The following is a 12,064-nucleotide window of genomic DNA, read 5'->3' as shown; positions in this document are numbered from 1 at the left end:
AGGTGGGTGGTCGAACGAACCATCGGCTGGCTCGGCCGATGGCGGCGCCTGTCGAAGGATTACGAGCAACGGCCCGAGGTCGCCGAGGCGATGGTCACCCTCGCCATGATCAGTCTCATGCTCCACCGTCTCGCTCACCCGAACCGCAAGCGACTTCCTGCCCCGTAGCTTTCAAAACAGCCTTTAAGGGGCCGTCCGCGGATTACTGCTCGACGCCGCTTCGGCAGGCGGCTTTAAATGGCTAGCGAATGTCCGTCCGACCGATGCGGTTATCGGCAGACGACTCCTAACGAGATTGAGGCCGTCCTGCGGCGGGCCGGGTCCTTCTCGGTGGTGCATTTCGGCCAGAGGAGGTCGTGCCGACGAGAGCAGCCGTTAAGCGATCCTGTAACTTGGTGGATAATGATCCCATTCACTTCGCTTCATTCAGGGCTGCTTCGGGAGCGCCTGAACGCCCTCAGGTAACGGGACCCAATGGTATTTGTTCTCCGTCCACACCGCGAGATGCGGCGTGGGGAAGCCCGGGTCGGCGAAGGCTCCGGCCGCCACCGCAACGCGACCGGGAAGCGCCTCCAACTCCCAGAACACCCTTGAACCACAGTCCGGGCAAAAGGTGGCGTGCATGCAGCGTCCGGCGTCCGAGGAGCGCCGGAACCGCTTGAACTCTCCCCTGGGTCCTCACCTGCTCGCAGGCGAAGTGAAATTGGCTGGCGTTGGCTCGGAACCGTGACCTAACCTCTGTCCCCCGCGAGTGAGGAGAAAGCGCCATGCGCCCGTTCGCGTTAACCCTGGCTATCGTTCCGGCTTTAATCGTTGCCGCACCCGCGACACCGCGAGCCGCCACGGCGGAGGAGGAGGTCGAGGCCGTTCTGCGGACCTGGGCCGAGTTGTTTGCAGAGCGCGGCGAGGGCGCCGCCGACCGGATCGCCGCCCTCTATGCGCCCGACGCACGGTTCTGGGGTGTCGCGTCACTGCGCCAGATCGTCGGGCGCGAGGCGGTCCGCACCTACTACTTCCGGACTGGCGAAGGGATGCGGTCGCGGTCGGTGGAGTGGGGCGAACGGGCCGTGCGGGTCTACGGCTCCGCCGCCGTCGCCTCGGGTCGCAACGACTATCACCGCGTCCGCGCCAACGGCGAGCCCGGCAGCGGACCGGCCCGGTTCAGCATGACTCTGATCCGGCAGGCCGACGGAAGTTGGCTGATTGTGGACCACCACTCCTCTGCGCTGCCGGAACAAGCTCCCACCCAGAGGTGAGGAGGTAGTCACCACACAGAAGGCCCGCCTAGGGCCGCACGCAACCCGTCCACTGCACTCATGCGTCTGGTCAACGGTTGTCACGCCTCGCAGGCCATCCACGTCGTCGCGGCGCTGGGCATCACCGACCTACTGCGGGACCGACCGCGCAGCATTGCTGACCGCATGGCAGCGGTGGGCGTCCGTCCCCGCTCGCTCTGTCGGCTGCTGCGTGCCCTCGCAGCCGTCTCCGTGTTCCGGGAGAAGGTGGGCCAACGCTTTTCCCTCACTCCGATCGCTCGGTGCCCCAAATCGGACGTGCACCGCTCCGTCGGATTGTGGGCGGAGTACGTCGAGCGCGTGCGGCTTCGTCGAAAGGTTTTACGGGCGAGCACCCCTCGGCCGTGGTCCGACCTATGTGGGCAGCGCCGCTTTCGGCGCCCGCTGACGATCCTGACCTCCACCGGCCCGCCCGTGTCGCTGAGGTCGCACTGGGCCGCCTCGCGGACGGCGCGGCGCGCGTCGCTCGCTTAATGCCGCGGTGTACCGGAGGCGTGGTGGAGGACCATGAGCCAGCGGTCGCCCTGCTTTTCAAGAATGTTGGTGGCAATGGACGAGTTGGCCATGGCTTCCCCGCCAGGACGGTGCCCGCGCAGCGTCTCCGTGCCGACCACCCAGGCGACGCCCTGGTGCGCCGCGATGTGCGGCTCGGCAGTCGAGATCGAGACATCCGCGAAGCGCGCAAAGGTCTCCTCGTAGCTGCGCCGGACAGCTTGCCAGCCGAACAGGGGCGTCTGGCTGAATGGGTGGATGGCCGTGACCGCGGCAGTGTGCGCCCACAGTACCTCCATCGCCTTGAGGTCCCGCGACGAAAAGGCCGCGTAGTAGGCGGCGACCGCTGCCCGCACCGCCTCCTCGTCCGAGGTTTGGGCCGCTGCGGGTCGCAGGACGGCCGGGGTCAATACCGGGAGCAAACCCAACGCTACGGCGGACCGACGATCCATGTTCTTCATGGCCATTGCCTCCTGAGCGGTACCCGGCAGAGCAACTGCGGACCCAACGGAGCGGAGTATCAATCAGAAGCTCTTGCCGGACTTTCCCGGACCGTCAGCAGTGGCGCAGCCCGCGTGCCACCACGCGGGTAAACGAGACCCGGAGGACCGGGGCGGTGGCTGCCCACATCTTCCGGCGCCGTGGGCACGAGCGAGGCGGCATGACTATCCCCTTCGGAAGCAAGGCAGTCCCCAGCTTCGGACGGGAAGCGGCATCGGTCGCCCGCAGTGGGTTCGACGGCCGCACAGTCGTGTCCATGGTCAAGACATTCACCCCATGGGACCATATCCAAGCCCAGCCGCGGCGATCCAGATACCGCCAAACACCAGCGCGGCGCCGAATGCTTTGGCGATCCACCTGCCCCGCGGCGCCAGCTTCTCCGTCAGCACAGCCAGGGTGATCGCGGCCACCCAGAGGAGGTTCATCACCCCGCCGACGAACAGCAGCGCCATCAGCGCCCAGCAACAGCCCACGCAGAAGGCCCCATGCTCGACCCCCATACGGAACGCGCCGCTCGCCCCGGTTCGCCAGTGTCCCATGACAAAGGCAATCGGCGAGCGGCACAGCCCCAGACAGGCGTCCTTGAACGGCGACCACTGGTACAGCCCGGCGGCGATCAGGATGGTGCCGCCCAGGACGGGGCTGATGGTGGTCATGTGGGGCGAGAGAAGCGAGAGCCGGTCTAAGCCCCACTGCAAAGTCGTGGCAGCGAGAGCGAAAGCAGACCAGACGACGAGGTAGCCTGCGACGAAGGCACCTACGGGTGCCACGGTGTGGCCCTGCTCGCGGCTGCGCCGGGCAAAGGTGGCAAAGAACAGGATCATTGGCGCAGCGGCGGGCAGCATCATGCCCACCATCATCACGGCCCACATGCCGAGCATCATGGCGAAATGGGTCGCGGTCCAAGGCGCGGCGCGCAGCATGTTCATCCCGCCCTGCGTCATGCCGGGCATATCCGGCATAGCAGGGGCGTCGGCCATTCGTTGCATATCCCCTGCCATCATGACGAGGTAGACCCAGGATAAGCCGGTCAGGCCAACTAGCGCGGCCAGGACCGCGAAGCGATCCCGCGCCAGAACGCGTTCGACTGGGCTGCGGCGATCCGTCACGGACGTTTCGGGATGCCGTTCTGGGTCAGGTGGATGCGAGCGAACTGACCATAGCTGTCCTTGAAATCCAGTTTCACGGCACCGGTCGCCGCCGTTGAGCCGCTGCCGTACTCGGCCTCGGCGTACTCGAAGCCGCTCCGCAGTGCCACGCGCACGCGGTGATCCTGCCCGCTGAAAGGGTTCTTCATCGGCGCACCCGTGGAGGTGATCACGCCGGGCACGGCGACCTGCGCCCGGCACGCGTCAGGATCGATGTCTAGCTCGATGGGCACGAACTGCGGATCGAGACTGGTAGACACCACGGTCGAAAACACCTGAAAGATCGTGGCACCCGGCTCGGTCTCACGGCCGTGCAGTATCTCGATCAGCGCCTTGCGCTGGTCCGCATCGGCACGCTCATCGATGAAGAACTGCCATGTGCCGTTGCCGAGGTGGATGGGGCCGGGCCATGCGTAGGTCCCGATCCAACGGAGGCCGTCGAGGCGCGTCCTGCCGAAGTGGCCCCGCTCGATGCGCATGCTCGACATGGCGCGGCAGGTGCCGTCAGTCGGCAGTGCATTGAACTGGCACGGGCAGCCCCAGGCGCAGTTGCAGTTGACGTACTCCGGACCCTCAATGCTCCAATCGACGAGCGGCATCTCTGTGTACTCCCGATCTCTGCTGCTACGCCCACCCATGAGTTTGGGACGGAATGGCCGCCTCCTTTTCGCCGCGCGACTTTAATGTGCTCTGTGCGAGCGAAGCACGCGGGAACTGTCGCCGAAACGACACACGCTACCGTTGTGATGGTCGAGAGACTTGGGTAGGCGGCAGAAACGGTGTGTTCCGTTCAGGGCTGGTTCTTTGGCTTGAGGCGGCTGAGCACGTAGAGGGTGAGTACCGTGAACAGGCAAATGACCACCGCGACATCGTAGTTGGCCAGACCAACTGCAATCCCGATCGCTCCCGTCGCCCAAAGACTCGCGGCGGTTGCTGTCCCATGCACCTCACCGCCACCTTTCAGGATGGCGCCACCGCCAATAAAGCCGATGCCGGTGATCACCCCTTCGACGATGCGTGCCGCACCCTCCGGATGGCCACGCAGCATCCCCTCCGTGGCCTGGACGAAGCCGCAGGCAGCAATGGCCACGAGTGGGAAGGTGCGCAGCCCCGCGCTGCGGTCCTCGCGCTCGCGGTTCCAGCCGATCAGAAAGGCGAGCACGTAGGCTATCGTGAGATCGCGGATGTGCGGCAGGAACGCGAGTTGCCGGGTGTTGGGCAGGAGGTCCGAAGGGTCCATCGCATCAGAACGCAGGCACGACAAGATTGTTTCGAAGCTGCCCGGAGTGCGTGCAGCAAGCGCCCATCGCCCACAAGGTAGGGAGCCGCAATTCGCACTCGCTTCGAATTTGCGCCGAGGGCTACCCGTTCTACGTGTAGATAGCCGTTATACTTCTCGCTGACAAAGAGCAGGCAGTGGTGCTTGGATGCACAGTGGTATTTGAGCCGAGCGAGGCGATCATGGCGTACGCGTCCCGAGCAGTTGCAGCCCTTGCCCTGTGCTTCGCAACATCCATTGCTGCCGCGCAGGAGACACCACGCCGAGCGCCAACCGACCCGGCTTTGGCCGAGCGCGGCCGCTACCTCGTCGAGGTCGCGGTGTTCTGCGGCGCCTGTCATGCAACACGTGGCCCCGACGGCGCGATCCTGTCCGGGATGGGTCTCGCCGGAGGACGGGTTATGGCTGACCGCGGCTTCCGCGCCGTGGTACCCAACATCACTTCCGACCCGGAGACCGGCATCGGCCGCTGGACCGACACGCAGGTCGCCGCAGCCATCCGCGAAGGGCGGCGACCTGACGGCTCACTCATCGGCCCGCCAATGCCGATCGATGTCTACCGTCACATCTCCGACCGCGACCTCGCCGCCATCGTTACCTACCTCCGGACCGTGCCGCCCGTGCGCCATGCCGTCATTGAGCCCTCCACCTACCCCTTCCCGCTCGCGTCGCACGGGCCACCGGCAGCCAGGGTGCCCGACCCGCCGCAGGACGACCCTGTGGCCCGCGGCGCCTACCTTGCCGGGCCGCTGGCGCACTGCACTGACTGCCACACACCGCCGCTGGCCAATGAGCAGCGTGACTGGTCGCGCACGGGTGCGGGCGGCGTACCCTTCGAGGGACCCTGGGGAGTGGTGGTGTCGCGCAACATCACCCCTGACAGGGAGCACGGCATCGGGGGCTGGACCGATGAGCAGATAATCCGGGCACTTTTGCAGGGCGTCTCCGCGGATGGAAGGCGGCTAGCACCTCCTATGAGCGGCCGCACCTCGGTCTGGGCTCAGTTGTCACAGCGTGACCTAAGCGACCTCGTCGCCTATTTGCGCTCACTTCCACCGCAGAGACCTTGAGGGATTTTGTGCCCTCTCGGTGCTGGCTTTGGCTCACGTGGTTTGACGCACGTAAATGCGCGGTCCGGTGTCGAAAAGCCGCCGTTTAGCCCGCAATGGTCAGCCATCGAGTTCGGGCCAGATAATTGGCAGGTCTATGAAGCAGGAGGAGCACCATGGTCGCGCGTGACCCTTCCGCTGAACTCATGCGTTTGGTCAATGGCTACAGGGTGTCGCAGGCCATCCATGTCGTCGCCACGCTCGGGGTCGCCGATCTGCTCAAAGCGGGGCCGCGTTCGGCCGACGATCTCGCGGTGTCAACGAACTCCCACCCACGAACCCTGTACCGAGTGCTGCGGGCGCTGGCGGCGGTCGGAGTGTTCCGCGAGGAGGCGGACCAACGCTTCTCCCTCGCGCGAATGGGCCGATCTCTCTGCTCCGACGCTGAACGACCGGTTGGCCCTTACGCGACCTTCGTCGGGCGCCAGCACCACTGGCAGGCTTGGGGCGCCCTCCTGCACAGCACGCGAACCGGCGAGAATGCCTTCCACCACGTTCATGGCAAAGGTGTTTGGGAATACCTCGCCACCCACCCCGAGGAAGGAGCGATCTTCGGCTCTGGGATGACCGGCAACTCGCGCGGTGTCGCCGAGCGGATTATGTCAGCTTATAATTTCTCGCCATTTCGGCGGGTCGTAGACGTAGCGGGTGGACAAGGCGCGCTGCTGGCCGCGATCCTGGCCGCGCACCCGACCATGCGCGGCGTCCTGTTCGACAGGCCAGAGGTCGTCGCCAAAGCCGGTCCGGTGCTGGAAGCAGCGGGCATCGCTGACCGGTGCGAGGTGGTCGGCGGCAGTTTCTTCGACGCTGCGCCCGAAGGCGCTGATGCCTATCTGCTCAAATACATTCTGCACGACTGGGACGACCCCGCGTCGGTGGCGATCCTCGCGGCGTGCCGACGGGCGTGCAGGCCGGAGGGCAAGCTGCTGGTCATGGAGCGGATCGTCGGACCGCCCAACGAAGGACCGGAGACGAAGATATCCGATCTTATAGAGCCGGCTTGGGCCATCTTGAGGCCGGCGCCGGGTCGCACGGGGATAATACCTGTAAAACCGGCAAACTCATCCAAGTGCACCCAAGCCGGCTCTATAACATGTTGGTCTCTCCCGGTGGGCAGGAGCGCACGCGTGACGAGTTCGCCGCTTTGTTTGCTGCGGCGGGGTTCCGCATGGAGCGGATCATTGAAGTGGGTGCCCGCCTGTCAGTGATTGAAGGCGTGCCAGTCTGACGCGGGCCGGGCGCCGTGACTGGACAGGCCCTCAGAGTGTGCTTGTCCGCCAGCCGATCATCTCCGTCGCGGGTGCCTCCGAGATGCCGATGTCGCTGGCCGAGCCAAGATCGGGGTCCGCTACGCCGCCATTATGGTCACGAGTTGCAGGTTCGCGGCCACATCGGCCAATCACTCCCAATCCCACGTGAGGAATTCATACCCGTGGCGCGCAAAGATCGCGTCGCGTGTAGACGGGTTGATCTCCGGTAAGTACCTTCCTTCGAGGCGCAGTTCTTCGAATGCCTCCGCTCCGTCGCCTGGGGTAAAAACGAAGAACATTCGCCCGTCCTGGCCGCCGCTGTTGCGCCAACCATGCACGCATCCAAGGGGGACAAATACCCAAGCACCGGTCGAGATGCGGTGAGATTTCCCCCCGAGTCGGACGGTGAACTCGCCAGAAAGAACGTGCAGCACCTCATCGCTCGTGTGGTGAATGTGCAAAGGCGTGCCCGCGTTCGGAGGTACCACCTCCTCGAACACCGCAACCTTGCCGCCGGTAGCCTGGGACAAGAGCTTGAAGGTTGCAGGACGACCCGGCTCCATATTCCAGGCTGGACCCTCGTGCGACGCAACAACATAGCCCTCAGAACCATTGGTCATGATGGCTCCTCCGCTCTAGCGCCAGTCGTCAAGCACGAACACACCAGGGCGGCTGTAGCCGGGCTCATCCGGCCTGTGCATCGCCACCCCCGTGACCTCTGTGCGGAAGCCGCGTGCGACGAGGTGACGATGGGCTTCACGTCGCGCCGTACTAACCCCGGCGAGCACGCTCGTCATTCCGGCCTCAGTGGCCAAGCCAGCACAGGCGTCCAACAGAGCGGCAAACGACTCCTCGGCCTGCGGCCCCGGCCGCGCCGCGCCGAACTTGACGAAACACGCTCCCTGTCCAGCCTCGCTGCGGGGGCCGTGGTGGCACACCGCCAAGGCGTTGAGCTTGTCGGCACGGTCCCAAAGTAGAACCACATCGCCGAGCCCATGCGTATGCACAGCTTGTATCTCGTCCCCGAGGTCCAATCCTTCGTACAGGGCGTCCGTCAGGTCACGGCACTCGTCCCGAGCCCTAGCCCGCTCGGCCTCTGACAGCGCAGAGTAGCGCAGCCAGCGCACCCGATCCGCGGCGCTCTTGTTCACGGGTGCTGACATGATGACTGTCAGAAAGCAGGGCGCATAGCCGAAGCGCTGGTAGAGCGCCATGTGTTTGGGACTGTTCGCAAAGGTAAACAGCCCAGCATGGCGGACACCTCGTGCTTCGAGATCGATGGTCGCAGCCTCGACAAGGCGCTGGCCGACACCGCGGTCCCAGAGGTCGGGGCGAATCGCCAGCGGCCCGAAGAAGCCGACACTACCCCACTGCGTGGCAAAGTTGGCGCCTGCAAGTCTGCCCTCGACCTCTGCCGCAAACGCAGTGACGTGGGGCGCGGCCCAGCGACTATGTACATATTCGCGGTCAGTCCAGAACGTCTCAGGATCGGGCGCACCAACAAAGGTGGCGAAGGCGCGCCGCACAATCCACTGCGCTTCTGGTAGGTCGTTCTCAGTCAAACCGCGGACGGTAAGCGCTATCGGCTGTGCTACCGCGCCAGCACCGTTTCCCGTCTGCATATTCTGCTCCATTATCCTGCCCCGGCAGGGGCGCTCAGCCCCGGACTTCGATTAGGCATGGCCGCGCCTCGGCTGCCTCGGGCAGCGTCAGGGTGAGCACCGGTCCTCAAGCTGCGCGCCGATCCAACACAGCCATCAAACGGGTGAGGCTAACGGCTTATCCTTCTCCACCACGTAAGTGATAATCAGCTTGGTGTCGCCCATCGTCCCCTTGCTGCCGTGCGGCGTGGCAGCCGGAATTTGAAACGCGTCCCCGGCCTTGACCGCCCTCGCCGGATGTCCCTGGACAGAAAAGTCTTCAAAACCGCCTTCAAGCACGTAGGCGGATTCGACCCCCGGATGGGTATGCCGCGCGACGGTGGTTCTTGCCGCGATCTCCGCCATGACAAGAAGCACGACGTGCCGTTCGTCGAGGTCCGTCCTTTGGAGAATCGTACGCGTCACTCCCCCGGCACTCTGCGGTACGCCAAGCTGCTGAGCGGCAACGGCCGTCGCGGTCAAACCCAGCACGGAGCAGAGTGCGCAGGCCCCAAAGCCCCTTCTCGTTTGCATGACGATTGTCCTCCCGCTTGAGGAGTGTTCTCAGCCTCCCCGCGGCGTTCCCAATCTAGCAGTTTGGCCCGTCCGCAAGACGATCCTCTTGCTGCGCTCCCGTTTGGCAAGAAAGCGCGAGTGCGCTGCCCACGGGGTCTAACCGGCAACAACAAACCCAAGGGTAGCAGGAGTTGGATCAAGGTGGCCGTCTGAGCCCGAACCTCAGCGGCTAGGCATAGCCTGTGCGCTTTACGACCTCGCAACAAACTCGCCGTATAGCTGCGGCCCGACTACCGGGCGCGAACTTTCGGGCATGCCGAACTGGCCGCGCTGGACGGCCGGGGGCGCCCGGCTGCATCTCGTCAGTCTCAATCCGGGAATCTGGCGAGGGTCGTGCGGTGAACCGCCATTTACCGGCTGGGCCAACTGTAAGCCGGTAGGCCACACTGCCAGAGTCCATGCCAATCATCTGGTGAAGCCAGCCCGGCGGGTGATAGGCTGATTACGACCCGGCAGGCACAATCGGGGAGATGGCCATGGGACCGCGGCAGGAGCACTTCCGCATGCTGGCCCTCTACAACCAGTGGGCCAACGCTCGCCTCTACGACGCCGCCGGGCGGATCGCGCCCGAGGCGCTGGCTGAGGAACGCGGCGCCTTCTTCGGCTCCCTGTTAGGGACGCTGAACCACCTGCTCGTCACCGACCGCGGGTGGATGGCCCGCTTAGAAGGGGAGAGCCCCCGCATGCGGCTCGACGAGATGCTGCACGACGACTTCTCCGATCTTCGCGCGGCGCGGGTGGTGCAGGACCAGAGGCTCGCCGATTACGTCCACGGGCTGAGCGAAGATCGCCTCGCCGCGCGCCTCGATTACGCCACGAGCAGCGGTGCGCCGCAGTCGCAGCCGCTCCACCACGTGCTCGCCCACTTGTTCAACCATCAAACCCACCACCGCGGGCAGGCCCACCACCTCGTCGGGCTGGTGCTCGGGCGCGAGGCGACGCCCGTCCTCGACCTGCTCGCTTACCAGCGCTCAACCGCAGCCGCAGCGGTGGAGGCGCGGCAGGGCACCGCACTGCCGCACGACGACGGTCCGCCCGGGCGTCCCCCGGACGACGGTCCCACTGGGCCGGGCTTGGCCGCGACCCGGGTGCAGGTCGCCGCCATGGACGGAGTGATGCTGGCGGACAAGGAGGTACCCGAGCCCGACAGTCTCGGGGGCTAGCCGGGTGGAAGGGTGCTGGCCGCGTGTTCAAGCGCAGCAGAGTTGCGGAGGCTGGCCCATGAAGGACGCACGCTCCGCATGGAGCGCAGCCCCGAGATGCCGGAGCACACCGTCATCCCGCAGTTCGAGCCCAACCACCGTCAGTGCGACGGCCCTCCCCTCAAACAGGCCCTCGTCGAGCCAACGGTGTACTTCACCCGAGAGGCGCGGTGGCAGAAGGTAGCCACACTCGCCGACCTGCTGGATGTCGGGGATCGTGATTTCGTCCAGCGCTGCGATGCGGAACCACACCTCGTCCTCCTCGGTGTCGGCGACGAAGCACAGGTGCTCCTCCAACCAGTAGCTCGCATCCGCTCCGGACACATGGCGCTCCAAGACGCGCACAAACTTCGGGGTGTCGGCGGTCTCCACGATAGCCACTGCGTTGATCCATCCGGCACTCACGGCTGCGTCTCCGCGGCCAGCAGCAGTCGGAAGGTCATTGCCTGTAGGTCCGCTTGCCCTTCCTCACCAAGCCTGCGGTAGAGGTTCAACAATGCCGCGGCGCTGCACCGGCCGAGGCCGGTGTCAGCCGCGTAGTTGGCGGCCATCCCGAGCAGTCTTTGAGAGAAGTCGCGCTTAGAGCGTACCAGACCGCGCTCTCTTGCGGCGTCGTAGATTTTTTCGGTCACCCCGGACTCCTTTTCTTGTTTGTCCGAAGCTATTTATCTTTCAGTGATCGCTTGGCCGAACACCGGCAGCTTGCATTGGCGAGCGCCTGGGCTGCACCACCAGCGACGCGTCCGCGCGAAGTCACGTCGAGCGTTCGCCAACCCCCATCACCGGATTCGGCACCTTGGAACTGACCCCCGACCAGCAGCAGGCCGCCCGCACTTGCGGAATTGCCTTCTTCCCCGCTACCGAGGCGCAGGTACAGCGTCTCACTATGCAGAAGCGCATCTTCCGGCTTTGCGGCAAGCCCTTCATGGCGACCCGCGACGGCGGCTTCTGGGAGACGCACGGGACCTTTTTGAAGATTATTGAGGAACATGCGGGAAAAGCACCGCGGCAGTCCTCGGAAGCGCTTAAAGGTCTGCCACAGCCCGAGCAGGCGCCCCTGAGCAACATCATTCCGCTTAGCCCGGTTCAGGAAGCTGCCGAACCTCCCAGCCGTGATGCCAAAACGCCCGAGGAGATCGCCCGCACCCAAGCAAGGCCCCCTCGGCGGCGGCGTACCGGTGCCAAGGTTGCACTGAGCCACGAACGCGACAAAGCCGCAGGCGGCGGTACCGAGACGGCTCGCGTCGAGCACGCGACAGTGGACGCGCCAGTTGTCGCAGAAGCACCGGGCGAGGCCCCGGCCGAGGCCGGGGATCAATCGGACAGCACAGTTCGCCGATCCCGCATCCGACAGCCAAGGGCGACCCGCTCGGCCGCGGTTGGAAGGGAGCGAAGCGGTGAGGACAAGTAGTCGGGAACCTTCGATCTCTTGCTAGTGGTCCCGATCGTGCCGATCGAACTGCCCTATTGATCCGGCCTGGGCGATCTTGAATCAGGCGGCGTAGCGAAAAGTCTTGTGCCCGAAGAAGCTGCGAACGCGGTCGGGCAGCTTCGATAGCCTGCGCATGTGCC

General features: G+C 65.3%; 16 protein-coding genes and 1 pseudogene. 7 read left to right on the top strand and 10 right to left on the bottom strand.

The genetic code is table 11. The features are described from left to right. Positions 1–168, top strand: a 168-nt coding sequence (locus E2C06_RS32880; RefSeq protein WP_165982819.1) for a transposase, incomplete at its 5' end; no start/stop codon positions are given. Between the two features lie 258 nt (positions 169–426). Here E2C06_RS32880 and E2C06_RS40965 read toward each other — a convergent pair. Next, positions 427–657, bottom strand: a pseudogene (locus E2C06_RS40965) (GFA family protein); the annotation flags it as partial. A gap of 110 nt (positions 658–767) precedes the next feature. Here E2C06_RS40965 and E2C06_RS32870 point away from each other — a divergent pair. Together E2C06_RS32870 and E2C06_RS40960 are read left to right on the top strand one after the other, a co-directional pair. After that, on the top strand, positions 768–1,256 hold the full coding sequence (locus E2C06_RS32870; protein ID WP_133292783.1) for an SgcJ/EcaC family oxidoreductase: 489 nt from the start codon (positions 768–770) through the stop codon (positions 1,254–1,256). Between the two features lie 60 nt (positions 1,257–1,316). Beyond that, positions 1,317–1,769 (top strand): methyltransferase family protein, encoded by a 453-nt coding sequence (locus E2C06_RS40960; protein ID WP_133292782.1) that lies wholly within the window; start codon positions 1,317–1,319, stop codon positions 1,767–1,769. On the opposite strand, the gene E2C06_RS32860 is transcribed toward E2C06_RS40960, so the two are convergent. From E2C06_RS32860 to E2C06_RS32845, 4 genes are all read right to left on the bottom strand, one after another. Beyond that, positions 1,766–2,248, bottom strand: a complete 483-nt coding sequence (locus E2C06_RS32860; protein WP_165982818.1) for a YybH family protein — start codon at positions 2,246–2,248, stop codon at positions 1,766–1,768. The two genes, E2C06_RS40960 and E2C06_RS32860, sit on opposite strands and share 4 nt — an antisense overlap. A gap of 309 nt (positions 2,249–2,557) precedes the next feature. Then, the gene (locus E2C06_RS32855) at positions 2,558–3,397 is read right to left on the bottom strand and encodes a DUF2182 domain-containing protein (protein ID WP_165982817.1); all 840 of its coding nucleotides are present in this window, start codon (positions 3,395–3,397) and stop codon (positions 2,558–2,560) included. Continuing rightward, positions 3,394–4,035, bottom strand: a complete 642-nt coding sequence (locus tag E2C06_RS32850) for a DUF1326 domain-containing protein (protein ID WP_133292780.1) — start codon at positions 4,033–4,035, stop codon at positions 3,394–3,396. The genes E2C06_RS32855 and E2C06_RS32850 overlap by 4 nt, the downstream gene beginning before the upstream one ends. Before the next feature lie 191 nt (positions 4,036–4,226). Beyond that, entirely contained in the window at positions 4,227–4,676 is a 450-nt protein-coding gene (locus E2C06_RS32845; RefSeq protein WP_133292779.1) for an MgtC/SapB family protein, read from the bottom strand. A gap of 194 nt (positions 4,677–4,870) precedes the next feature. Between E2C06_RS32845 and E2C06_RS32840 the strand changes: the two genes are divergently transcribed. Continuing rightward, a complete protein-coding gene (locus E2C06_RS32840; RefSeq protein ID WP_133292778.1) occupies positions 4,871–5,785 on the top strand; it encodes a cytochrome C in 915 nt (304 codons plus the stop codon). 155 nt (positions 5,786–5,940) lie between these two features. Continuing rightward, on the top strand, positions 5,941–7,032 hold the full coding sequence (locus tag E2C06_RS32835) for a methyltransferase (protein WP_133292777.1): 1,092 nt from the start codon (positions 5,941–5,943) through the stop codon (positions 7,030–7,032). A gap of 191 nt (positions 7,033–7,223) precedes the next feature. On the opposite strand, the gene E2C06_RS32830 is transcribed toward E2C06_RS32835, so the two are convergent. From E2C06_RS32830 to E2C06_RS32820, 3 genes are all read right to left on the bottom strand, one after another. After that, on the bottom strand, positions 7,224–7,694 hold the full coding sequence (locus tag E2C06_RS32830) for a cupin domain-containing protein (RefSeq protein WP_133292776.1): 471 nt from the start codon (positions 7,692–7,694) through the stop codon (positions 7,224–7,226). Positions 7,695–7,709: 15 nt separating this feature from the next. Beyond that, the gene (locus E2C06_RS32825; RefSeq protein ID WP_206664803.1) at positions 7,710–8,708 is read right to left on the bottom strand and encodes a GNAT family N-acetyltransferase; all 999 of its coding nucleotides are present in this window, start codon (positions 8,706–8,708) and stop codon (positions 7,710–7,712) included. Between the two features lie 123 nt (positions 8,709–8,831). After that, a complete protein-coding gene (locus tag E2C06_RS32820) occupies positions 8,832–9,206 on the bottom strand; it encodes a cupin domain-containing protein (protein WP_206664802.1) in 375 nt (124 codons plus the stop codon). A 554-nt stretch (positions 9,207–9,760) separates the two neighbouring features. Here E2C06_RS32820 and E2C06_RS32815 point away from each other — a divergent pair. Beyond that, positions 9,761–10,453, top strand: coding sequence for a DinB family protein (locus E2C06_RS32815; RefSeq protein ID WP_241671583.1), 693 nt, complete (start codon positions 9,761–9,763; stop codon positions 10,451–10,453). Positions 10,454–10,480: 27 nt separating this feature from the next. Here the strand turns inward: E2C06_RS32815 and E2C06_RS32810 are convergent, their stop codons facing one another. Together E2C06_RS32810 and E2C06_RS32805 are read right to left on the bottom strand one after the other, a co-directional pair. Next, positions 10,481–10,897, bottom strand: coding sequence for a hypothetical protein (locus E2C06_RS32810; RefSeq protein ID WP_133292774.1), 417 nt, complete (start codon positions 10,895–10,897; stop codon positions 10,481–10,483). Next, a complete protein-coding gene (locus E2C06_RS32805; RefSeq protein WP_133292773.1) occupies positions 10,894–11,124 on the bottom strand; it encodes a hypothetical protein in 231 nt (76 codons plus the stop codon). The genes E2C06_RS32810 and E2C06_RS32805 overlap by 4 nt, the downstream gene beginning before the upstream one ends. A gap of 164 nt (positions 11,125–11,288) precedes the next feature. Between E2C06_RS32805 and E2C06_RS32800 the strand changes: the two genes are divergently transcribed. Then, on the top strand, positions 11,289–11,903 hold the full coding sequence (locus E2C06_RS32800; protein ID WP_133292772.1) for a hypothetical protein: 615 nt from the start codon (positions 11,289–11,291) through the stop codon (positions 11,901–11,903). Positions 11,904–12,064 lie beyond the last annotated feature (161 nt).

This window comes from Dankookia rubra (assembly GCF_004355005.1).
Taxonomy (GTDB): Bacteria; Pseudomonadota; Alphaproteobacteria; order Acetobacterales; family Acetobacteraceae; genus Paracraurococcus; species Paracraurococcus ruber_A.
Note: the sequence above shows the minus strand (reverse complement) of the source record. Positions and strands in the feature narration are given on the sequence as shown.